Raw genomic sequence first — 22,761 nt, forward strand, 5'->3', positions numbered from 1 at the left:
CCGGATCGCTCAGAAGTCGACCGCGATGCCCTTGATCTCCCAATCGTCGTAGCGAACCGGCTCCAGACCGCCGCGGCCCTGGCGCTCGCGCGCGGCGGCGATCTCGGCGGCTCGCGCGTCGATGTCGTTCCGACGCGCTTCGGCCTCGGCCAGGGCCCGGCGAGCGGCGGGGGAGAGGGGCGGGCGCGGCGCCGGATTCGGGGTTTCCGGCTCTCCCTGCATCGGCAAAACTGGCATCACGACTTGCATCTCGGCGGTGAGGGGTGAAAGGGCTGTCTCGTAGATACCCGGCCGGGCCGGGCACCGTGTTGGGAAAGTGGGACTCATGGCGATACGCCGCAATGCGGAGGGGCCGACGACGGCCATCGATCGCACCGTCGCGGGCCTCGCCGCCCGGCAAGTCGCCCACGGCGCCGTGGCCGATCTCCTGGCGAACACCCACGCCTTCGCCCTCGAAGACGCCCTGGCCCAGGCCGGGCGCCACGCCGAACTCGACGCCGCCGACACGGCCCTGGCCCGGGCCATCGCCACCGCCACCTTCCGTCGCCTCGGCTTCCTGCGGACGATCCTCGCCGCTCGTCTGTCGCAGGGCCTGCCGGAGGACCAGCCGCGCCTCGTTGCCCTGCTGGCGACGGGGGCGGCCCAGATCCTCGACCTCAACGTGCCGGACCACGCCGCCGTCGATCTCGGCGTCCGCATCGCCAAGGGCGACCCGCAACTCCTGCACCTGTCCGGCCTCGTGAACGCGGTCCTGCGCCGGATCGTGCGCGAGCGGGCCGAGATCCAGGCCGAGATGAGCGATCCCCTGGCGCAGAACACGCCGGCCTGGCTCGCCGGCCGTTGGCGGGACGCCTACGGCGAGGACACGGCGCGGGCCATCGCCGCCGCCCATCTGGCGGGCGCGTCCCTCGACATCACCGTGAAAGGCGCGGCGGCCGAATGGGCGGACCGCCTCGGCGGCGTCGTGCTGCCGACGGGCAGCGTGCGCCTGCATGATATCCGCTCCCCCGTCGCCGACCTGCCCGGCTACGCCGAGGGCGCGTGGTGGGTGCAGGATGCCGCGGCGGCGATTCCCGCTCGGCTCCTCGCCGTGAAATCCGGCGAGCGGGTGGCGGATCTCTGCGCCGCGCCGGGGGGCAAAACCGCGCAGCTCGCCGCAGCCGGTGCGGACGTGGTCGCCGTCGACCGGTCCGTCCCCCGCCTGGAACGCCTGCGCGAAAACCTCAGGCGCCTTGGCTTGGAGGCGGAGATTCGCGTCGGCAACGCCCTCGAAGTGGACGAGCCGGGTGGGTTCGACGCCGTGCTGCTCGACGCGCCGTGTTCGGCGACCGGCACCCTGCGCCGGCACCCGGACGTGGCTTGGACCAAGGCCGGCAACGACATCCTGCGCCTTGCCGCCCTGCAGCGCCGCCTGTTCGACCGGGCCGCGATGCTGGTGAAGCCCGGCGGCCGGATCGTCTACTGCACCTGCTCCCTGGAGCCGGAGGAGGGTGAGCGCCAGGTACGGGATTTCCTCAAGCGCACCGACGAGTTCGAGCGCGTGCCTGTCACCCCTGAAGAACTCGGCGGCTTGTCCGAGCCCATCGACGCCCAGGGCGACCTGCGCACGCTGCCCTCGCACCTCGATGGCACCACCCCCGAGCAGCGGGGGGGCCTCGACGGCTTTTTCGCGACACGTCTGCGCCGGAAGATCTGACGGAGGCCTACGGCGCTTGCGAGAGTGTGTCGTCGCGCCAGCGGGCCGGGCACGATCTGCAGAGATTCTGCACGCGATTCCTGATCGGCTGCACAGGCTGACCCTCGGGGCTGCACCGTACCGGTTCAGCTTGCGCAGATGAGCACGAACGGGTCCGATCCCGGCGGCCCGGTCTTCCGGATCGCCGGGGCTGGCGCGGCGGCTCTGTCGTGGGTGCGCCAGCCCCGCGGCGGCTCCCACCGGGAATCCTGCCCATGGCTGAGATACGCTCGCCCACCTCGTCCGTCCCCGACATCCTCTGGGCCGATGCACCCCCCGCCGTGGCGCATCCGGCCCCGAAGCTCCTCCTCGCCGCCCTCGTCGCAATCGTCGGCGACCAGCTGCTCTATGAGCGCAACCTCGGCATCTCCGTCGCGCTCTTTCTCGGACTGCTCGGCCTCGCCGTGGCGGTTGCCAATCCTTTGCGCGCCCCGCTGCGCGACCGGTGCGGCGCCATCCTGATCCTGCTTGCCGGGTTGCTGCCTCTCGTCGAGGGTGTCGGGCTCCTGTCGGTCACGTCCGGCATCTTCGGAACGGCGCTGTTCGCTGCGGGGATACGAGGCGCATTCAGCCAGGGCGTCCGATCCACAGGGCTGACGGTCGGGAATCTCCTCGTGGTCGGGCCGTTCCGCCTCATTCCGGATCTCGCCACGATTTCGCAGCGGATCCCGCTGCGGCGCCTGACGGAGCGCCTCCAGGCCTCGCTGTTGGGCTGGCTCGTGCCGCTGCTGCTCTGCTGCCTCTTCGCGAGCCTGTTCGCCTCGGCCAACCCGATCATCGACGCGTGGCTGGCGGACCTGGAATGGTCGATCCCCGCCGCCGACCTCGATACGCTGCGCCTGCTTGCCTGGGGTATCCTGCTCTCGGTGGCGTGGGCCTTCGTCACCGCCCGCCGCGTCATGGCTCGTGGACAGGGGCCTGGAAATTTCGTCCCGGCTTTGCCCCCGACGGTTGCGACGGGTCTGAACCGGTGGATCGACGCGTCCCTCGTCCTGCGCAGCCTGATCCTGTTCAACCTGCTGTTCGCCCTCCAGAGCGGCCTCGACCTCGCCTACCTCTGGGGCGGCGTCGCCCTACCGTCCGGCATCACCTACGCGTCCTATGCCCATCGCGGGGCCTACCCGCTGATTCTCACGGCGCTGCTCGCCGCCGGCTTCGTCCTCGTGGCCCTCCGTCCGGGCGGTCCCGGCGAGGGGTCCCGCACGATCCGCGGCCTGGTCTATCTCTGGATCGGACAGAACGTGCTGCTCGTGGTCTCGGCGCTCTTGCGCCTCGACCTCTACGTCGCGACCTACTCGCTCACCCTGCCGCGCGCCGCCGCCTTCGTGTGGATGGGGCTGGTCGGGGCCGGGCTGATCCTCATCCTCGCCCGCATCGCCCTGCGTCGCACGAACACCTGGCTGATCGCCGCCAATGGCCTGATCCTGGCCGCGACCCTCTACGCCTGCGCCTTCGTCAACGTCGCCGGGTTCGTCGCCGACTACAACCTCGCTCACAGCCGACGGGCGGGAACGCTGTTCGACGCGTACTACGCCTTGAGCCTCGGTCCCCAGGCGATCCCGGCCGTCGACCGCTGGCTCGTGGATGAGACAACGCGGCAGAACGGTGTGGTCGCCTGGCGCAACGAACTCGCAGCGGCACAGATCGGCCGGATGGCGGATTGGCGCGCCTGGACGTTCCGCGACGGACGCCTCCTGGGCTATCTGCAGGGGCACCGGTACGCCCCCACCCCCGGGGGCGCCGGCACGCCGTGATACGCGACCGAAGCGACCCGGCTGAAATGAGCGAGGCGATGGCCCCCAGTATTCTCGTCGTCGACGACGACCCCCACATCCGCGAGGTGATCTGCTTCGCCCTCGGCAAGGCGGGGCACGTGACGCGGGTCGCCGGCGACGGGGAGGAGGCCCTCGCCCGGATCGCCGAGGACGCGCCCCGCCTCGTCGTCCTCGATGTCGGGCTGCCTGGGATCGACGGCCTCGAAGTGTGCCGGCGCGTACGCCGAACCTCGGAGGTCCCGATCCTGTTCCTGTCATCCCGGGACGAAGAGATCGACCGGGTGCTCGGCCTCGAGATCGGGGGCGACGATTACGTCACCAAGCCCTTCAGCCCACGCGAACTCGTGGCCCGGGTCGGGATCATCCTGCGCCGGATGGAGCAGCGCCCGATCGCGGCAACGGAGCCGGACGTCCTACGGCAGGGCGGCCTCGTGCTGGACCCGCCGCGCCGCGCCGCCGCTTTCGCCGGAGCGGCCGTGCAACTGACGGCGGTGGAATTCGCGATCCTGCGGGGTCTCGCGGTCCGGCCCGGCATCGTCCTCACCCGCGATCAGCTCATGGACGCGGCCCATGGCGGACGCGTCCACGTCTCGGACCGGACCATCGACAGCCACGTCCGCAACATCCGGGCGAAGCTCGCCGTCGCCGGATGCTCCGACGCCGTCGAGACCGTACACGGCGTCGGTTTCCGGCTCGGCCCGTGCAGGCCCCCGTCGTGAGCGCACGCCGTGGCTCCCGGAAATGGCGGCCGACCCTCGGCCTCGTCGTCCTGACGATGCTGGCGACCGTCGCGGCGCTGCCGCTCCTCGGCCTATCTTTCGTGCGCCTCTACGAGAACCAACTGGTACGCCAGACCGAGGGCGAATTGATCGCCCAGAGCGCCGTTGTGGCCGCCTTCGTCGCCCGTGACCTCGAAACCGATCCGGCCCGGGCCGATCTGCTCGGCGCCGCGGCACCGGACGCATCGCTCCCGATCATCGAGCCGGCCCTCGACCTCACCGTCAACCACAGCCTCGACAGGCGGCCCGACGCCCAGGAGGCCGCGAAGGCCGCGAGTCCCACCGCCCTGGCCCTCGGCGAGCGGCTCGCCCCCGTGCTGGCGCGGGTGAAGGCGACAACCCTCGCGGGCTTCCGGATCGTCGACCGGGACGGGACGATCATCGCGGGCGGCGATGAAGTCGGCCGCTCCCTCGCCGGGGTCGAGGAAGTCGCCGATGCCCTGCGGGGCCGCTTCCGAGCCGTGTTGCGCGCCCGCGTCTCGAAGCACGCCGTGCCGCCGCTCTACTCCCTCAGCCGCGGCACCAGCGTGCGGGTGTTCACTGCGCTGCCGATCCTCGTGGATGGCCGCGTCGCCGGAGCCGTCTACGCCTCGCGGACGCCGAACAACGTCATGCGCCAGCTCTACGGAGAGGGGGGCAAGGTCGCGACGGCCGTGCTCGTGGTGCTGGTGGCCACCCTCGGCATCGCTCTCGTCTTCACCCGCGCCATCGCCCGGCCGATCCACGCGCTGGTGGCCCGCGCCGTCGCGCTCGGTCAGGGCGCGCCCGTCGACCCGGAGCCCGATGCGCGGTTCGGGACGCGGGAGATCGCGCTCCTCGGACACAGTCTCGACAACATGGCTTTGCAGTTGCGGGAGCGATCCGACTACGTCGCGACCTTCGCGAGCCACGTCTCCCACGAATTGAAGACGCCGCTGACGGCGATCCGGGGAGCGGCCGAACTGCTGCGGGACGATGGCCTCCAGCCCGGCGCAGCCATGAGCGCGGCGGAGCGGAGGCGCTTCCTCGACAACATCGTCGCCGACACGGCGCGGCTATCCGCCCTGCTGGGGCGGCTGCGCGAACTCGCGCGCGCGGAGCGTCCGGGGGCCGTCGGCATCGCGTCGCTCGCCGCAATCGTGTCGGACCTTCGCCGCAGGTTTCCCGATCTCGATGTTCGAACCGAGAATGCCGACGCGTGGACTCTGGGCCTGTCCGACGAGAAGGCCGGCATCGTGTTCGGGCATCTGGCCGACAACGCCACTCGTCACGGTGCGGCTGTGCTGCAGATCACCGCCAGGGCCACGGCCGGGCATCTGCACGTCCATGTCGTCGACGACGGCACGGGCATCGCCGAGCGGGATCGGGCGCGGGTGCTCGAGCCGTTCTTCACCACCCGCCGCGTGGAGGGCGGCACCGGCATGGGCCTGGGTATCGTCCAGGCGGTCCTGCGCGCCCAGGGCGGCACCCTCGAACTCGCGGCGGCCGGTGGCGTGTCGAGCCTCGGCGGCGCCCGGTTCGAGATCACCCTGCCCCTGGCGAGGGAGGGTGAAACGGAGCACGCGTGAGCGGCGACCATCACAGGATTGTTGGGGATCTGGTCCGGATACCACCCTGGTCCCGTCGGGACCCACTCAGGGCGATGGACCTGATAAACTCTTGACCTCACACACCAATTCCAAGCGGGAAATGGTGGTGGAGCTGAGCGGGATCGAACCGCTGACCTCCGCAGTGCGATTGCGGCGCTCTCCCATCTGAGCTACAGCCCCGTTCCGGGGTGCGGGCCTTTTAGGCGTGCGCACGCCGGCCTGTCAATTCCGGAAATCCTGCTGCTTTGCGTGCGCGTGACCCGTGCCCGGGGCGCTGGACCACGAGGACATCGATCCCGCGCATGAATGCCTTCATCTGGCTCTTCGACACCGTCGTCCAGCTCTACATCTACGTGCTCATCGCCAGCGCCGTCCTGAGCTGGCTGGTGGCGTTCAACGTCGTGAACGTCCGCAATCCCATCGTCTCCCAGATCGGCGAAGTGCTCTACCGGCTCACCGAGCCGGTGCTGCGGCCGATCCGCAACATCCTGCCGAACCTCGGCGGCGTCGACCTGTCGCCCATCGTGCTGGTGCTACTGCTTCTGTTCGCAAGCCGCCTACTCCACGAATTCGTGCCGGTGCAGCCCACGGTCTACGTGCGCTGAGCGCTCCATCTACCGGGCCGTCTCGTGTCGGTGAGCCGCCGTGGGACAGCCCGGATCTCCGATGCCTCGCGGAGGCGCGCGCGCCAACCTGCGCGCCCTCCCGCGAACCCCGATCCGAGGACGATTCGCGCCCATGAAGACCAATCCCGGCCGCTTCTTCGAGGATTATCGCCTCGGCGAGACAATCCGCCATGCCACGCCCCGCACGGTCACCACCGGCGACGTGGCCCTGTACACGGCGCTCTACGGACCGCGTTTCGCCGTGCAGGCGTCCGACGCCTTTGCCAAAGCGCTGGGCTATCCCCAGAGCCCGCTGGACGACCTGCTCACCTTCCACGTGGTGTTCGGCAAGACCGTCCCGGACATCTCGCTCAACGCGCTGGCGAACCTCGGCTACGCCGAGGGTGGCTTCCGCCGGCCGGTCTATCCGGGCGAGACCCTCTCGACGGTCTCGGAGGTGATCGGTCTCAAGGAGAGCTCCAACCGCCAGACGGGAGTCGTCTACGTCCGCTCCACCGGATCGGACGCCAACGGCGAGACCGTGCTGAGCTATTGCCGCTGGGTGCTCGTGAAGAAGCGTGACCCCGAGGCGAAGATCGAGCAGGAGCACGTGCCGACCTTCGCCAAGGTGGTGAACCCGGCCGACCTCGCCGGCGCCCTGCCGCCCCTCGATGTCGGCGCCTACGATCTCGAACTCGCCGGCTCGCCGCACCGCTTCGGCGACTACGTGGCGGGTGAGAAGATCGACCACGTCGACGGCATGACCGTGGAGGAGGCCGAGCACCAGATCGCCACGCGCCTCTACCAGAACACCGCCAAGGTGCATTTCGACGGGTACGCGGCGAAGGACACCCGCTTCGGCCGCCGGCTTATCTATGGCGGCGTGGTCATCTCGCTGGCCCGTGCGCTCAGCTTCAACGGCCTGGGCAACGCCTTCGCGCTCGCTGGCATCAATGCCGGACGCCACGTCGCTCCGCTGTTCGCCGGAGACACGGTCTACGCCTGGAGCGAGGTGCTGGAGACGGCCGAACTGCCGGGCCGGTCCGATGTCGGCCTCCTGCGCCTGCGCACGGTGGCGACGAAGAACCAGCCGTGCGGTGCCCACCCGGACAAGACCGGCGAAGGCTACGATCCGTCGGTGATCCTCGACCTCGACTACTGGGCGTTCATGCCCCGCTGACTTTTGCCCCGGTGATCAGGGGCCGACGAAGAGACCGGCCACGGCGTGCCGAAGCGGGTTCGCCGGGTCGGAGAGCAGGCGGATCGCCATGGCGCATGCGATGGTGACCAGCAGCGGGCGGATCAGGCGCGCCCCGAGGCGGATGGCGAGGCGAGCGCCGATCTGCGCCCCCAGGATCGCGCCCACGGCCATGACGAGGCCGATCGTCCAGACAACGTGCCCCCCGAGCGCGAACAGGGCGAGGCTGCCGAGGTTGCTCGCCGCGTTGGCGAGCTTGGTGTGGGCTGTCGCCCGCACCACGCCGAGCCCCAGCAGGGTCACGAACCCGATCATGTAGAACGCGCCGGCACCGGGCCCGAACACCCCGTCGTAGAAGCCCACCGCCGGCGCCCAGGTGAGGGCGAACAGTGCCGGCGTCATCCGTGCCGTGGCGTCCTCGGCACTCATGCGCCGGGCCGTGGCGAAGTACACGGCGATGCCGATGAGCAGGATCGGCACGCCGGCATCGAGGACGGGGCGCGGCAGCAGGCTGACGCACAGGGCACCGGCGATGGACGCGATCCCGGCCGAGACGGCGATCTTCCAGGCCGCCGGCCAATGGATCAGGCCGCGCCGCGCGAAGGCCACGGTGGACGAGACCGCACCGGCCGAGCCCTGGAGCTTGTTCGTCGCGATGGCGCTCACCGGATCGAGGCCGGCCAGCAGAAGCGTCGGGAGGGTGAGAAGCCCGCCACCGCCCGCGATAGCGTCGACGCAGCCCGCCGCGACCGCCACGGCGAACAGGCCCGCAAGCAGGCCGGGATCGACACCGAAGATCATAGGCCCTCTGGCGGTTGGTTCAGATCAAGCCGACCAGAGGCGGGCAGGGGAAGTCGGGCGGTGCGCGCGAGCTCGCGGCGCGCAACGGCCCGAGGGGGTCAGTTGCGGACGACGACCTTGGTGCCGACCTTCACCCGGTCGTAGAGGTCGACGACGTCCTTGTTGGTCATACGGATGCAGCCCGACGAGACCGCGGCGCCCATGGTCTCGGGTTCGTTCGATCCGTGGATGCGGTAGAGCGTGGAACCGAGATACATGGCGCGAGCCCCGAGCGGGTTGTCCTGGCCGCCGGCCATGAAGCGTGGCAGGTCCGGCCGGCGCGCCAGCATCTGGGCCGGGGGGCGCCAATCCGGCCATTCCTTCTTCGCAGTGACGGCCTTCTGGCCGGACCAGGAGAAGCCTTGGCGCCCGACGCCGACGCCGTAGCGCACGGCCTGCCCGCCGGGGAGCACGTAGAACAGGCGCCGCTGGCTCGTCGAGACCACGACCGTGCCGGGCTTCTCCGCGCCCTTCCACGCCACCGTCTCGCGCGGGATCGCCTGCTCGCGGAAGATGTTCATGAAATCGGCGATGGGGCCGCTGTCGAACGGGTTGCCGGCCTGGGCACCGGGCGCCGTCGCGAGGGTGAGGGCGATCGCGAAAGCGGATGCGGCGAAGCGCGTCTGCATGATGTGGTCCTTCAGCCGAGGCGAGCCCCGTGCCTGCGCGGCGCCGGGTCCGATGGGCAGTTGGTCGAACGGGGGCCGTGAATCCTCGGATTCGCGATCCCCGAAATCGAGGGGCCGAGCCTTGGCCGCCCGGGATGGACCGGTCAACGGGTGCGAGACCGATGGGGATACCCCTGTGTGATCCCGGCAACGTCCGAGGGACTGCCTCCACCGGGATGGGAGCGCAAGCGCGGAGGACGGCAGAATGCCGCAGGAACTTGTCACGCGCTCGCTGAAACACCAGTCTTGGTGGTGTGAGAGGTTCCGCACAGCACCTGAAGTCGCCCGTGGGCGCAGACGAGACGCACTCCCGCGGGCGCGCCCTTGGGTCGCTGCCCGGTCGGAATTGGCTCTCTGCCCTGCCGTGCCTTCTCCATGTCATGGTGATGCTCCTGATCTCTTGGCCGTCCGTGACGGGCCCGGGACCGAAGATGCCGGCGGCGTCCTTCGCAGAGCACTCCGCGTACGATTCCGGCGACAGCGCGGCCTCCTCCGAAGTTCCGAAGATGGTACGGGTCGGCAATGACGCCGACGACCTGCGCGAGGACATTGTGGTGGCCGGCCCCCGGCTTCTGCCGATTTCGCACGCCTCGGCGGCGGTTGCTCTCACGGGCGCCGGCAAGCCGGATACCCGCGACGATCATCCACCGGACCGGCCTCCACGGCTTGGCGCCTGAGACTATCGCACGAAGCGATCGCCGCATCGGGGGCCGGTCGAAAGAGCCGGCGTCGATCGTGAGCTTCGTCGGGCACGTCGAGATGGTCGCGCCTTCACGGTTTCTTGTGTCGTGTGCTCCAGGCTAGCGGCCGAGGCGAGGTCCGTCCCGATCGTTGGGTTGTCGTCGGATCGCCAAGATCGTCCGTCAGACAGCCCTGATGACAGCCAAGCCGTCCGGCCCTCCGCCGCTGTTCCCATCGATGCCCTGCGCATCTCTCTGTCCGGGCGTCTTCTCCGTGGCCCGGCGCTTGCCGCGCGATCCCTCCGTTCCACGGGGCGGGCCGGCGTGGTCCTTTGAACACAGCGAGAGCGGTCCGCCCCTGGCGGCCGCCCATCGACCGAATTCCGCAGGAGCGAAGTGATCGTGACGTCCCCCTCCCTACGCGTGTTCTGGGCTCGGCCGGCTTCCGTTGCCGTCGGCATCGTCCTCGTCACCCTGTCGGCTTGCAATCAGAAGCAGCAGGCGGCAGCGCCGGTGCCCGTCCCGCCGCCGGAGGTGAGCATCGTCACCGTGCGCGAGCAACCGATTCCCTACGTGCGGGATCTTCCCGGTCGCGTCGCGCCCATGCGGATCGCCGAGGTGCGCTCGCGGGTCTCGGGCCTCGTCATCAAGCGGACCTTCGAGCAGGGCAGCTTGGTCAAGGAAGGCGACATTCTCTACAAGATCGACCCGGCGCCGTTCGAGGTGGAATTGCAGAGTGCCGAGGCGGTGCTCGCGCGCACGGAGGCCGCTCAGGTCCTGGCCGGCCAGCAGGCCGACCGCCTGGAGCAGCTCCTGACACGCCAGACCGCGAGCCAGGCCCAGTACGACAGCGCCTACGCGGCCCTGAAGCAGGCCGAGGCCGAAGTCGCAGGCGCCAAGGCCGCTCGCAACCGGGCACGGCTGAACCTCGGCTACACCGATGTCCGCGCTCCGATCTCGGGCCGCATCGGCCGGGCCCTCCTCACGGAGGGAACCCTGGTGGAGCAGGGTGCCACCTCGAACCTCGCGACCATCCAGCAGCTCGATCCGATCTACGTCGACATCACCCAGTCGGTGGGCGAGCTGAACAAGCTGCGCCGGGATCTCGCCAGCGGCGAGCTTTCGCGCCTGTCCGGCGATACCGCCAACGTGCACCTCATCATGGACGACGGGTCGCTCTACGGTTCGGCGGGCCGGCTCCTGTTCTCGGACGTCACCGCCGATCCGAGCACCGGGCAGGTGACCCTGCGCGTTCAGTTCCCGAACCCGCACGACGAGTTGTTCCCCGGCATGTACGTGCGCGCCCGCATCAAGCAGGGCATCGATTCCGACGCCCTGGCCGTTCCGCAGCAGGCGATCCAGCGCACCAGCGACGGCAAGCCCGAGGTCTGGGTGGTGCGCGAGGACGACAAGGTCATGCTCCAGCCCATCGAGGTCGGTCCCGTGGTCGACAGCCAGTGGATCGTTCGCGAGGGTCTGAAGGTCGGTGACCGCGTGGTCGTCGAGGGCGTGCAGAAGATCTCCGCCGGCCAGCAAGTGAAGACCGTCGAACTCCATCCGGTCTCAGCGGATACGACGCCGAAGCCCCGCGACACCGACGTGGTCGAGCCGGCTCCGAAGGTGGACGCGAGAGCGGAGGTGAAGCAGGAGGCCAAGCCTACGCCCCGCTCCGCCGCGCAGGTGCGCTGACCCATGGCGCGTTTCTTCATCGACCGGCCGGTCTTCGCCTGGGTCGTCGCCCTGTTCATCATCCTGGGCGGCGTGCTCTCGATCCCGATGCTGCCGGTGGCGCAGTACCCGGTGATCGCGCCCCCCTCCATCGCCCTGTCGACGGCTTTCCCGGGCGCTTCGGTGGAGAGTCTCTACACCGGCACGACGCGGCTCATCGAGGATGAGCTCAACGGCGCCGCCAACATCATGAGTTTCGAATCCACCACGGATTCGTTCGGCTCCATCAACATCACGGCGACCTTCCAGCCGGGCACGGACCCGGCGCTCGCCTCCGTCGAGGTGCAGAACCGCCTCAAGCGCGTCGAGGCGCGTCTGCCGGCGGAGGTGCGCCAACAGGGCATCCTCGTCGAGGAAGCCTCGGCCGCGACCCTTAACATCATCACCCTCATCTCCACCGACGGGAAGATGGACGAGATCGGGCTCGGCGACTTCCTGATCCGCAACGTCATCAACGAGATCCGGCGCGTGCCGGGGGTCGGACGCGCGACGCTCTACTCGACGGAGCGGTCGCTTCGCGTCTGGGTCGACCCCGACAAGCTGCGTGGCCTGTCGCTCAGCCCCGACGACGTGGCCGACGCGATCCGCGCCCAGAACGTCCAGATCGCCTCGGGCGCCGTCGGCGCCCAGCCGAGCCCGGTGAAGAACGCCGTGTTCGCCCCGATCATCGTCAAGGGCCAGCTCAACACCGTCGAGGATTTCGGCGCCATCGTCCTGCGGGCGAATTCCGACGGCTCGAACGTGCGCCTGCGCGACGTCTCGCGGATCGAACTCGGCGGCGACGCCTACCAGTTCTCCACGCGCCTCAACGGCGGCGAGGCGGCCGGCATCTCGGTGACCCTGGCCCCCGACGGCAACGCACTCGAGACCGCCCAGGCGATCCGCGCCAAGATGGAGGAGCTGTCGCAGTTCTTCCCGCCCGGCCTGAAGTGGGACATTCCCTACGACATCACCCCGGCGGTGCAGGCCTCGATCAAGAAGGTCCTGATGACCCTCGTGGAGGCGGTGATCCTCGTCTTCGTGGTGATGTTCCTGTTCCTGCAGAACATCCGCTACACTCTGATCCCCACCATCGTCGTGCCCATCGCCCTCCTGGGAACGGTGACGGTGATGCTGCTCGCGGGCTTCTCCATCAACGTGCTGACCATGTTCGGCATGGTGCTGGCCATCGGCATCCTCGTCGACGACGCCATCGTGGTAGTGGAGAACGTCGAGCGCATCATGAACGAGGAGGGGCTGCCGCCGAAGGAAGCCACCGCCAAGGCCATGGAGCAGATCACCGGCGCCATCATCGGCATCACCCTGGTGCTGGTGGCCGTGTTCATCCCGATGGCGTTCTTCCCCGGTTCGGTCGGCATCATCTACCGGCAGTTCTCCATCGCCATGGTGACCTCCATCGGCTTTTCGGCGCTGCTCGCCCTGTCCCTGACCCCGGCCCTGTGCGCGACCCTGCTGAAGCCCGTCGAGAAGGGCCATGCCCACGCCAAGGGCGGGTTCTTCGGCTGGTTCAATCGCATCGTCGACCGGGAGACCGCCCGCTACGGACGCGGCGTCGCCTGGTTCATCAAGGCGTCCGGCCGGATCATGGTGGTCTACCTCGCCCTGCTGGCGGGCGTGGCCGTCGCCTTCATGCGCCTGCCCGAAGGCTTCCTGCCCATCGAGGATCAGGGCTTCTTCACCGTCGACATCCAGACGCCCCCGGGCGCTTCGTTCAACCGCACGCAGACCGCGGTCCGCAAGGTCGAGGAACATCTGCTGGCCCAGCCGGGCGTCGCCACGGTGACGATGCTCAACGGCTTTTCGTTCTCGGGCCAGGGTGCGAACCTGAGTCAGGCCTTCGTCACGCTGAAGCCGTGGAGCGAGCGCGACGCGTCGAGTTCCGCCGCTGCCCTCGTGGCGGGCACGAACACGGCGCTCGCCGGCTACCGCGACGCCATCGTCGACGCCCAGGAGCCGCCCCCGGTGGACAACCTCGGCAACGCGGCGGGCTTCTCGTTCCGCCTGCAGGACCGGGCGCAGCGGGGCTACTCCGCCCTCACGGCGGCGGAAGCCCAGCTCCTGTCGCTCGCCAGGAAGAGCCCGATTCTCCAGAAGATGAAGATCGAGGGTCTGCCGCCGGCGCCCCAGGCGGAACTGATCATCGACCGGGAGAAGGCCGCCGCCCTCGGAGTGAAGTTCGAGGACATCAATACGACGATCCAGGTCAACCTCGGTTCGGTCTACACCAACGACTTCCCGAACCAGGGCAAGATGCAGCGCGTCTACGTCCAGGCGGAGCAGCTCCAGCGCATGCAGGCCACCGACCTCCTGAGCTATGCCGTGAAGAACGCGCAGGGGGCGATGGTGCCGATGTCCTCCTTCGCCGATCTGAAGTGGGGCATGGGACCGAGCCAGATCGTCGGCTTCAACGGCTACCAGTCCGTGCGCATCACCGGCGAGCCGAACCCGGGCTACACCTCGGGCGACGCCATCGCCGAGATGGAACGCCTGATGCAGCAGCTGCCCAAGGGCTTCGGCTACACATGGACCGGGCAATCGCTCCAGGAGAAGCTCGCCGGCAGCCAGGCGAGCCTGCTCCTCGCCCTGTCGGTGATCATCGTGTTCCTGTGCCTCGCCGCCCTGTACGAGAGCTGGACGATCCCGCTCTCCGTCCTCCTCGTGATCCCGCTTGGCGTGATCGGGTCCGTGGCGGCGGTGTATCTCCGGGGTCTCCCCAACGACGTCTACTTCAAGATCGGCCTCATCACGATCATCGGACTGTCCGCGAAGAACGCGATCCTCATCGTGGAATTCGCCAAGGACCTGTGGAAGCCTGGCAAGAGCCTCGTCGATGCCACCATCGAGGCTTCGACCCTGCGGTTCCGCCCCATCGTGATGACGTCGCTCGCTTTCATCCTCGGCGTGGTGCCGCTCGCCATCGCCACCGGTGCCGCCTCGAAGAGCCAGCAGGCCATCGGCACGGGCGTGCTGGGCGGCATGATCTCGGCGACCATCCTGGCGGTGCTGTTCGTGCCGGTGTTCTTCGTCGTCGTGATGCGCCTGTTCCGGCGCAAGGACGCGACGGAGGGCATCCAGCCCGAAAGCAAGGTCGCCTCCCCCGTGGCGCACCATCCCGCGCCGGCCGAATAGGCTGGCCGGCCCACGAAAAAGGGGCGCGCGGTTCACACCGCGCGCCCCTTTTTCGTTTGGTTCGGTCGGAAGTCCTCAGACTTCGCGGGCGACCATCATCTTCTTGATCTCGGCGATCGCCTTGGCCGGGTTCAGGCTCTTCGGGCAGGCGTTGGCGCAGTTCATGATCGTGTGGCAGCGGTACAGGCGGAACGGGTCGTGCAGAGCGTCGAGGCGCTCGCCGGTGTTCTCGTCACGGCTGTCGATCAGCCAGCGGTAGGCCTGGAGCAGGGCGGCCGGGCCGAGGAAGCGGTCGCCGTTCCACCAATAGCTCGGGCATGAGGTGGTGCAGCAGGCGCACAGGATGCACTCGTAGAGGCCATCGAGCTGGGCCCGGTCCTCCGGGGTCTGCTTCCACTCGCCTTCCGGCGCCGGGGTCTCGGTCTGAAGCCAGGGTTCGATGGAGGCGTGCTGGGCAAAAAAATTCGTCAGGTCGGGGACGAGGTCCTTCAGCACCGGCATGTGCGGCAGCGGGTAGATCCGCACCGCGCCGGTCTTCTTGCCCTTCGCGTTCTCCTGGCACTCGTCGATGCCCATGGTGCAGGCGAGCGCGTTCTGGCCCTCGATGTTCATGGCGCAGGAGCCGCAGATGCCCTCGCGGCAGGAGCGGCGGAACACCAGGGTCGAGTCGACCTTGCTCTTGATCCACAGCAGGGCGTCGAGGACCATCGGTCCGCAATCGTCGCGATCGACCTGATAGACGTCGACGCGCGGGTTATTCCCGTCATCCGGGTTCCAGCGATAGATCCGGAATTCCTGTAGGTTGTTGGCGCCGACCGGACGGGGCCAAGTCTTGCCCTCGGTCATCTGAGAGTTCTTGGGAAGATTGAACTGAGCCATGATTTGGCGTGCCTAATTCCGTCTCAAGAGAATCATCATCGAAAGCAAGTCTGCGACTGCTTCCTCAATACACACGCGCTTTCGGCTCGATGTACTGGATCTCGTTCGACATGGTGTAGGTGTGGACCGGACGGTAATCGATGGTCACCTGTTTCGACGTATCGTCCATCCACGCGAGGGTGTGCTTCATCCACTCCTTGTCGTCGCGGTCGGGGAAGTCCTCGCGGGCGTGGGCGCCGCGGCTCTCCTTGCGGTTGGCCGCCGATTCCATAGTGACGACGGCCTGGCCGATGAGGTTGTCGAATTCCAGGGTCTCGAGCAGATCGGTATTCCAGATCAGCGAGCGATCGTTGACGTGAATGTCGGCGAGGCCCGAGGCGACCTTGTGGATGAGGGTCTTGCCCTCTTCCAAGACTTCGCCCGTGCGGAACACCGCGCAGTTGTTCTGCATGGTCTTCTGCATCTCGGCGCGCAGCTCCGAGGTCGGGGTTCCGCCATCGGCATAACGGAACCGGTCGAGGCGGCTCAGGGCCTTGTCGGCGGAGTCCTTCGGCAGATCCATCTGGCGGCGGCCCGGCTCGACGATCTCGGCACAACGGAGACCGGCGGCCCGGCCGAACACCACGAGGTCGATGAGTGAGTTGGAGCCGAGTCGGTTGGCGCCGTGCACCGAGACGCAGGCGGCCTCGCCGAGCGCCATCAAACCCGGTACCACCGTGTCGGGGTTGCCGTTCTTCAGGGTCAGCACCTCGCCATGATAGTTCGTCGGGATGCCGCCCATGTTGTAGTGCACCGTCGGCAGCACCGGGATCGGCTCCTTGGTGACGTCGACGCCCGCGAAGATCTTGGCGGATTCCGAGATGCCTGGAAGGCGCTGGTGAAGGATCGCCGGGTCGAGGTGGTCGAGGTGCAGGTAGATGTGATCGTTGCCCTTGCCGACGCCGCGACCGGCCCGGATCTCCATGGTCATGGAGCGCGAGACCACGTCGCGGGAGGCCAAGTCCTTCGCAGAGGGGGCGTAGCGCTCCATGAAGCGCTCACCCTCGGAATTTGTCAGGTAGCCGCCCTCGCCGCGGGCCCCCTCGGTGATGAGGCAGCCGGCGCCGTAGATACCCGTGGGGTGGAACTGCACGAACTCCATGTCCTGCAGGGGCAGGCCGGCGCGCAGCACCATGGCGTTGCCATCGCCCGTGCAGGTGTGGGCGGAGGTGGCCGAGAAGTAGGAGCGGCCGTAGCCGCCCGTGGCCAGGATCGTCTGCTGGGCACGGAAGCGGTGAATCTCGCCGGTGGCCTGGTCGATGGCGATGACGCCGAGGCAGCGGCCGTCCTCATCCATGATGAGATCGAGGGCGAAGTACTCGATGAAGAAGTTGGTGTTGTTCTTCACCGCCTGCCCGTAGAGCGTATGCAGCATGGCGTGGCCGGTACGGTCGGCGGCGGCGCAGGTGCGCTGGGCGGTGCCCTTGCCGTAATCGGTGGTCATGCCGCCGAAGGGCCGCTGATAGATTTTCCCTTCTTCAGTTCTGGAGAAAGGCACGCCCCAATGCTCGAGTTCGTAGACCGCCGCGGGGGCGTTGCGCACGAGGTACTCGATGGCGTCCTGGTCGCCGAGCCAGTCGGACCCTTTCACGGTGTCGTACATGTGCCAGCGCCAATCGTCCGGACCCATGTTGCCCAGCGACGCCGAGATGCCGCCCTGCGCCGCCACCGTGTGCGAGCGGGTCGGGAACACCTTTGAGATACAGGCCGTACGCAGGCCCGCCTGGCTGCAGCCGACCGTGGCGCGCAGGCCCGCGCCGCCGGCTCCGACGATGACCACGTCGAAGGTGTGGTCGTTGATCGTGTAGGCGGGCGCGCCGTTCGATCCGTTCGATCCGTTGCTGGCCATGGACGATGTCCTTATCGGTTTACGGATGCGGTCAGACGAGGCGGGCGAGGCTCACGCGCAGAATCGCGTAGAGGCAGGCCACCGCGACGGCGACGGCATAGGTGGTGTTGGCGAACAGGGCCGCGAACTTCAGGCCCTTGTCGTGGACGTAATCCTCGATGACGACCTGCATGCCGATGCGCATGTGCAGCGTCACCGAGATCACGCCGCCGATGAGGATGAGGGCCGCGGCCGGATGCGACACGAGGGCGACGGCCTCGGGGTAGGGCCGCCCGGCCATCAGGGCGATGATGACGATGAAGCCGATCATCAGCGGCACGTTGGCGGCGGCGGTGACGCGCTGCTGCCACCAGTGTCCGGCCCCGTGCCCGGAGGCGCCGAGCCCCTTCACGCGGGAGCGGGCGGTGCGGAGCGAGGTCTTTGCGGTCTCGGCCATGGGTTCGGTCCTCAGCGCACGAGAAGGGCGACGGCCCAGATCGCCACGGTGGCGATCACGGAAGCGATGAGGGTTCCGCGCGCCAGCCACATCCGCCGCTCGCGGTCGAACCCGTGGCCGACATCCCACACGAAGTGGCGCAGGCCCCCGAGCATGTGGTGCATCAGGATCCAGGTGTAGACGAACAGGACGAGCTTCCCGATGAGGGAGCCGAAGAACCACGCCACCCAGCCGTAGGCCGCCGGGCCGGACGCCAGGGCTACGAGCCAGATCGCCACGAGGGCGGTGCCGCCGTACAGCGCCGTGCCGGTGATGCGGTGGAACACCGACATCGCCATGGTCCAGGTCCAGCGGTAGATCTGGAGATGGGGCGAGAGGGGCGCTGTGACCGTGGGTCGGACGGTGGGAGCCATCGTGTTCCGAATTCCTCGATGGTGGGTTGAGGCGCCGCCTTGGCGCTGCAGTGCAAAAAGATTTTGGATCGTCTCTAATCTGCCCGCGGCCCGGCGCCAATCCGCAACCCGCGACGGCGGAACGGGAGTGGCGACATTGTCCTCGGATCGTAAGTCGGGCGCGAAGCCCTCATGGCAACCTCCCGAGGGCCCGCCACCAGAGGTAATCCAGCGGTGCGACGATGAGCAGCGATACAACCCCGAGCGTAAGGGTCAGCTTCGTCGCAGCGCGCAGGGGCACCCGGCCGAGATCCATCGCCACCACGATGGGCGGTGCCTGGTACGGCAGGAACAGGGTCGCGTAGCCGATCACCTGGATCATCACCACGCTGTAGAGATCGAGGCCGCTGACGCGCGACATCTCGCCGGCCAGAGCGGTGTAGAGGGCCGGTGCGCCGTTGGCCGTGACCACCAGGGCCAGAGCCGCGCTGATGCCGGTCAGGATGCCGAAATTGTAAGCGGGCGCGTCGGGCGCCAGGGGCGCGACGGCCAGGAGCGCGTGGCCGAGGCTGTCTCCAAGGCCGGTGGCATTCACCGTGGCGACGAGACCGAGCAGCGCCGCGACGTAGAAGCAGGTGCGCAGGTTCACGGAAGCGAAGGCTTCGGCCGGCATCACGCCGATCCGCGGCATCAGGCAGATCACCGCCGCCGTGAGACCGATCCAGGCCGGCGCGATGTGGTGCAGGCTGTCCGTGACCCAGAAGCCGAGGGTGGCGAGGAGAATGACGGCGAGGCGTCGCGCCTCCGGCGTCATCGGTGCGACGGCGAGGGCACCGGCATCCACGGCCGTGAGCCGATCCGGAAACAGCCGAACGATACAGGCGACCAGGATCGCGCCCTTTACCAGGGCCAGCACCGGGGCGTGCAGGAGGAGGTAGGGCAGGTAGGCGAGGTGCAGGCCGTATTGGGCCTCGGCCGTCCCGGCCATGACGAGGTTCGGCACGTTGGCCGGCAGGATCGCGGCGGACAGGATCGGCGTCGCGACGCCGACGGCCAGAACCGCGCCGTGGCGTCCGGGCCGCCCGGGGCCGAGGCCGTAGGCATCGCACAGCGCGAGCACCACCGGGACCAGCAGGGCGACGCGTCCGAGATTGGACGGCATGACGAACGCGATCCCGAAGGCGAGCGCCACGAGGCCTGCGATGAAGCCGGTGTAGGATCCCGACAGATGTCCCGAGAGGCTTCGCGCCAGACGATCCCCGAGGCCGGTACGGGTCATGGCGAGGCCCACCACCATGCCGCCAAGCACGAGCCAGAACGCGGAGGAGGCGAAGCCCGAGAACACCACGTTCGGGGGCGCCAGGCGGAACAGCATCGCCATGGCGAAGAACAGCAGGGCGGTAACGATCTCGGCCACGCGACCGGTGGCCCATAGGCCCATGCAGATCACGAGCAGGGCGCCGGTCAGCCAGACCGTCGCATCGCCCCCCAGGGTGTGAAGTATCTGCATGCCGAACTTCCGGTGGCGGGACGCACGCCACGCGTCGCCGGCCGGCGAACAGAACCGCGAACTAGACTGGTTCGCAATTCGGGAGTCCGGGACCGAGCCTTCGCGTCAGCCGAAGGCCAAACGCAGTCAGAACCGTGCCGGGTCGAGTTCGAAGGTCGGCGGCAGCGCCTCGAACCACGGGCTGTAGAACGGATCCTGCGGGATCTTTCTCGCCCAGCGGGCGCGAAACCGTTCGTGCTCGGCCGGATCGACGGTGCGGGCGCGGTTGCGGCTCTCGTAATGGTAGAGTTCGGCCTGAGCGCAGTACACGATCCGCCGGCCCTGCTCCCACAGGCGAAGGCACAGATCGATGTCGTTGTAATTGACGGCGTAGGCCTCATCGAAGCCGCCGAGCCCCGCGAACGCATCCTGCCGCACCATCAGGCACGCGCCCGTCACCGCGAGGTAGTTGCGGTTGCCCACCGTCGAGAAGAAGTGCCCGGGATCGTCGCCGGGGTAACCGCGACGGACATGGTCGGGCGTGGCGTCGACGATGGAAACGCCGGCGTGCTGGATCTCGCCGGTCTCGAACAGCAGCTTCGGTCCCACCGCGCCGACGCCGTCGATCTGGAGCAGCGCCAGCATCGCTTCGATCCAGTCGGGGGTGATCACCGCGACGTCGTCGTTGAGAAACACGAGGATTTCCCCCGTGGCGACGCTGGCCCCGAGGTTCATCTTCGCCGCGACGTTGAAGCCGGGCTCCGCGTAGGTGATCCGCCGCGCGTCGTACCGCTGCAGGGCCGACAGGGTCGCGAGGCGAAGGTCGCCGTTGTCCACGACCACGATTTCGATGTCGCCGTAGGTGCTCGTTCGGCGGATGCTGGCGAGACATTCGGCCAGGAGATCGACGCTGCGGCCGCCGACGGTACTGTCGCGCCCGGCGCTCGGGATCACGAGGGAGACGCGCGGCGTGCCGACGATCTTGCGGCGCAGGAAGAAGCAGCCGGCATAGGGGGAGGGGCGGACGTGATCGAGGGTGCCGGTGCGGCGCGCCCGGTCTTCGAGACCGCGCACGGCCGCCGCGATGACGTAGTCCTTGTTGTCCATGGTCTGGGCGGTGGAGCCCGGAATGGCGCGCCAATGGTAGAGCACCTTCGGCACATGACGGACGTTTCGGACGTGCTCGGTGTAGCGCAGTGCGAAGTCGTAATCCTGGGCGCCGTTGCACTCGTCGCGGAACCCGCCGATGCGCCCGACGATGTCCATGCGGTAGAGGGCGAGGTGTGCCGTGTACATGCACGCCTCCAGGGCCTCGGGCGACCAGTCGGGCTTGAAGAAGGGATCGTAGCGGACGCCCTCGACCGTGATCTTGTCCTCGTCGGAGTAGAGGAAGTCCACGCTCGGGTCCTCGTTGAGGACGCGGACGAACTCGTAGAGCGCGTTGTCGGGGATCGCGTCGTCGTGGTCCATGAGCGTCATGTACGCGCCCGTCGCCAGGGCCATGGCGTCGTTGGAGGCCGCCGCGATGCGCCCGTTGTGCCGGCGCCGGTGGAGCTTGATCCTGGGATCGGCGTCGGCGAAGGCCTGCAGCATCGGCCAGACGTGCGCGCTCGGCGAATTGTCGTCGCAGAGGCAGAGTTCCCAGTTCTCGTAGGCCTGCGCCCGCACGGAGGCGATGGCGGCTTCGAGCCAGACCTTCGGTGTGTCGTAGACCGGCATGACGATGGAGATGCGTGGTGCGAACCCGAACTTGGTGACGGCCGCCCGCATGGCGGGCACGGACAGGCGGCTCGGCGTCTCGACCGCCTCGATCCAGGCGGCGTAGGAGGCCGGCACCGGGCGCGGCTTCGCGCTGTCGAGGAAATCGCGCCACAGGGCACGGGCCGGGCGGCGCCGGATCAGTTCCGCGACGCGGGCGACGAGGCGGGGGAGGGGACGCTCGGCGGCCGGCAGACGGGCCACGAGACGCCGGATGATCTCCGCGTAGGCGGCCGGCACGCCGAGGTGGTCGAAGGTCACATGGCCGAGGGTGAATCCGCCGGCCCCGCTCAGGGGGTCGAGACGCAGGCCGCGCACTCGGCGCGGCAGCCGCACGAGGTTGTCGATCCCGGCCTCGCCCCGCTCGAGGGGAATGGTCAGGCTTTCCCGAAATCCCTTGCCGTCGTCGACATAGAGGAGCGGCACGAGCTTGGTACGGCCCAGCGGAGCGAGGTCGGCCCGGATGCGGACCCAACCGCCGCGATGGCGACGCCGGCCGGCGGGGGGCAGGATGCGAAAGTAGGGGTCCGAGCCGACAGCACGCCACGCCCCGGCCGCGTCGGACACGATCTGATGGACGGGGTCGAGGCGGCAGCGCACCGGTCGCGACACGTGGGGAGCCTTTCCGCGGGCGATGAAATCGCCCGTGGTCTAGGCGCCGCATCCCGGTACGGCAATCGGGCTCAGGCGTGGAGCGCCCGCGCGAGTTCGTCCTTCGACATCTTGGAGCGACCGGGGATGTTCTTCTCCCGGGCCTTCGCGAGGAGATCGGCCTTGGTGTGCCCGCCCGCGTCACGCGCCGTCGCGGCCTTCTTCGCCACGTCGGCGGGCTGCTTTGAGTGCTGCCGGCCTTTCGCCGAGTCCGCGCGCTTCTTCTCCGTCGACCGGGCGTACTCGCCGTCCGACAGCTTTTCCCGGGCCGCCTTCGGCAAGTAGCGCTCGCCGGTCTCGCCGCTCTTCCTGCCGGATTTCGTGTCCCACTCCTCCTCGGTCCACTCCTTGAGATGGTTGTCCGACGATTTCTTGCCGGCATAGCCGCCGCCGGCGTCCTTGTAGGCTTTCGTTGCGGCCTGAGCCTTGCGGGCCGACCATTGGCCCGGCTTGCCGCCCTTGTCGGATTCGGTGACCTCTTTCTTCACCTTCTCCCACAGGGCGGGATCGGTCTTCTTGGCGGTAGCGGACATGGTCGCATTCCGAATGACTGGATTCCGAAA

At 68.6% G+C, this 22,761-nt stretch carries 19 protein-coding genes and 1 tRNA gene; 9 read left to right on the forward strand and 11 right to left on the reverse strand.

Features of this window, described 5'->3' with window-relative positions; genetic code table 11:
- Positions 1-9: 9 nt before the first annotated feature.
- The gene (locus tag ASF25_RS21080; protein WP_244473135.1) at positions 10-237 is read right to left on the reverse strand and encodes a DUF1674 domain-containing protein; all 228 of its coding nucleotides are present in this window, start codon (positions 235-237) and stop codon (positions 10-12) included.
- 88 nt (positions 238-325) lie between these two features.
- Here ASF25_RS21080 and ASF25_RS21085 point away from each other — a divergent pair, with 88 nt between their 5' ends.
- The 4 genes from ASF25_RS21085 to ASF25_RS21100 all read left to right on the forward strand — a co-directional run bounded on the left by ASF25_RS21085 (position 326) and on the right by ASF25_RS21100 (position 5,836).
- Complete coding sequence (locus ASF25_RS21085) at positions 326-1,696, forward strand: RsmB/NOP family class I SAM-dependent RNA methyltransferase (RefSeq protein WP_056306668.1); 1,371 nt, start codon at positions 326-328, stop codon at positions 1,694-1,696.
- A 254-nt stretch (positions 1,697-1,950) separates the two neighbouring features.
- Entirely contained in the window at positions 1,951-3,489 is a 1,539-nt protein-coding gene (locus tag ASF25_RS21090; protein ID WP_056306669.1) for a DUF4173 domain-containing protein, read from the forward strand.
- A 38-nt stretch (positions 3,490-3,527) separates the two neighbouring features.
- Positions 3,528-4,229 (forward strand): response regulator transcription factor, encoded by a 702-nt coding sequence (locus ASF25_RS21095; protein ID WP_056306753.1) that lies wholly within the window; start codon positions 3,528-3,530, stop codon positions 4,227-4,229.
- Positions 4,226-5,836, forward strand: coding sequence for a HAMP domain-containing sensor histidine kinase (locus tag ASF25_RS21100; RefSeq protein WP_156369091.1), 1,611 nt, complete (start codon positions 4,226-4,228; stop codon positions 5,834-5,836). The genes ASF25_RS21095 and ASF25_RS21100 overlap by 4 nt, the downstream gene beginning before the upstream one ends.
- A gap of 125 nt (positions 5,837-5,961) precedes the next feature.
- Here the strand turns inward: ASF25_RS21100 and ASF25_RS21105 are convergent.
- Positions 5,962-6,037 (reverse strand) — tRNA-Ala (locus tag ASF25_RS21105).
- Positions 6,038-6,159: 122 nt separating this feature from the next.
- On the opposite strand from ASF25_RS21105, the gene ASF25_RS21110 reads away from it, so the two are divergent.
- Positions 6,160-6,462, forward strand: a complete 303-nt coding sequence (locus tag ASF25_RS21110) for a YggT family protein (RefSeq protein ID WP_056174402.1) — start codon at positions 6,160-6,162, stop codon at positions 6,460-6,462.
- Between the two features lie 133 nt (positions 6,463-6,595).
- On the forward strand, positions 6,596-7,642 hold the full coding sequence (locus ASF25_RS21115) for a MaoC family dehydratase (protein WP_056306671.1): 1,047 nt from the start codon (positions 6,596-6,598) through the stop codon (positions 7,640-7,642).
- A 15-nt stretch (positions 7,643-7,657) separates the two neighbouring features.
- On the opposite strand, the gene ASF25_RS21120 is transcribed toward ASF25_RS21115, so the two are convergent.
- Both ASF25_RS21120 and ASF25_RS21125 read right to left on the reverse strand, forming a co-directional pair.
- On the reverse strand, positions 7,658-8,461 hold the full coding sequence (locus tag ASF25_RS21120; protein WP_056306672.1) for a TSUP family transporter: 804 nt from the start codon (positions 8,459-8,461) through the stop codon (positions 7,658-7,660).
- A gap of 98 nt (positions 8,462-8,559) precedes the next feature.
- Complete coding sequence (locus ASF25_RS21125; RefSeq protein WP_056174407.1) at positions 8,560-9,129, reverse strand: L,D-transpeptidase; 570 nt, start codon at positions 9,127-9,129, stop codon at positions 8,560-8,562.
- A 470-nt stretch (positions 9,130-9,599) separates the two neighbouring features.
- Here ASF25_RS21125 and ASF25_RS21130 point away from each other — a divergent pair, with 470 nt between their 5' ends.
- The 3 genes from ASF25_RS21130 to ASF25_RS21140 all read left to right on the forward strand — a co-directional run bounded on the left by ASF25_RS21130 (position 9,600) and on the right by ASF25_RS21140 (position 14,705).
- Positions 9,600-9,845 (forward strand): hypothetical protein, encoded by a 246-nt coding sequence (locus tag ASF25_RS21130; RefSeq protein ID WP_156369092.1) that lies wholly within the window; start codon positions 9,600-9,602, stop codon positions 9,843-9,845.
- A 405-nt stretch (positions 9,846-10,250) separates the two neighbouring features.
- Positions 10,251-11,537, forward strand: a complete 1,287-nt coding sequence (locus ASF25_RS21135; protein ID WP_244473126.1) for an efflux RND transporter periplasmic adaptor subunit — start codon at positions 10,251-10,253, stop codon at positions 11,535-11,537.
- Positions 11,538-11,540: 3 nt separating this feature from the next.
- A complete protein-coding gene (locus ASF25_RS21140) occupies positions 11,541-14,705 on the forward strand; it encodes a multidrug efflux RND transporter permease subunit (RefSeq protein ID WP_056268526.1) in 3,165 nt (1,054 codons plus the stop codon).
- Between the two features lie 75 nt (positions 14,706-14,780).
- On the opposite strand, the gene ASF25_RS21145 is transcribed toward ASF25_RS21140, so the two are convergent.
- From ASF25_RS21145 to ASF25_RS21175, 7 genes are all read right to left on the reverse strand, one after another.
- Entirely contained in the window at positions 14,781-15,584 is an 804-nt protein-coding gene (locus ASF25_RS21145) for a succinate dehydrogenase iron-sulfur subunit (protein ID WP_056306674.1), read from the reverse strand.
- Between the two features lie 64 nt (positions 15,585-15,648).
- The gene (sdhA, locus tag ASF25_RS21150) at positions 15,649-17,472 is read right to left on the reverse strand and encodes a succinate dehydrogenase flavoprotein subunit (protein ID WP_056306675.1); all 1,824 of its coding nucleotides are present in this window, start codon (positions 17,470-17,472) and stop codon (positions 15,649-15,651) included.
- 31 nt (positions 17,473-17,503) lie between these two features.
- Positions 17,504-17,908 (reverse strand): succinate dehydrogenase, hydrophobic membrane anchor protein, encoded by a 405-nt coding sequence (sdhD, locus tag ASF25_RS21155; protein ID WP_056268519.1) that lies wholly within the window; start codon positions 17,906-17,908, stop codon positions 17,504-17,506.
- An 11-nt stretch (positions 17,909-17,919) separates the two neighbouring features.
- A complete protein-coding gene (sdhC, locus tag ASF25_RS21160; protein WP_056268517.1) occupies positions 17,920-18,321 on the reverse strand; it encodes a succinate dehydrogenase, cytochrome b556 subunit in 402 nt (133 codons plus the stop codon).
- Positions 18,322-18,490: 169 nt separating this feature from the next.
- Positions 18,491-19,810, reverse strand: coding sequence for an SLC13 family permease (locus ASF25_RS21165; protein WP_056306676.1), 1,320 nt, complete (start codon positions 19,808-19,810; stop codon positions 18,491-18,493).
- A gap of 126 nt (positions 19,811-19,936) precedes the next feature.
- Complete coding sequence (locus ASF25_RS21170) at positions 19,937-22,159, reverse strand: glycosyltransferase family 2 protein (protein WP_244473127.1); 2,223 nt, start codon at positions 22,157-22,159, stop codon at positions 19,937-19,939.
- Between the two features lie 71 nt (positions 22,160-22,230).
- Complete coding sequence (locus tag ASF25_RS21175) at positions 22,231-22,731, reverse strand: hypothetical protein (RefSeq protein WP_056268512.1); 501 nt, start codon at positions 22,729-22,731, stop codon at positions 22,231-22,233.
- Positions 22,732-22,761: the final 30 nt, after the last annotated feature.

The organism is Methylobacterium sp. Leaf100, from assembly GCF_001422845.1.
Classification (GTDB): Bacteria; Pseudomonadota; Alphaproteobacteria; order Rhizobiales; family Beijerinckiaceae; genus Methylobacterium.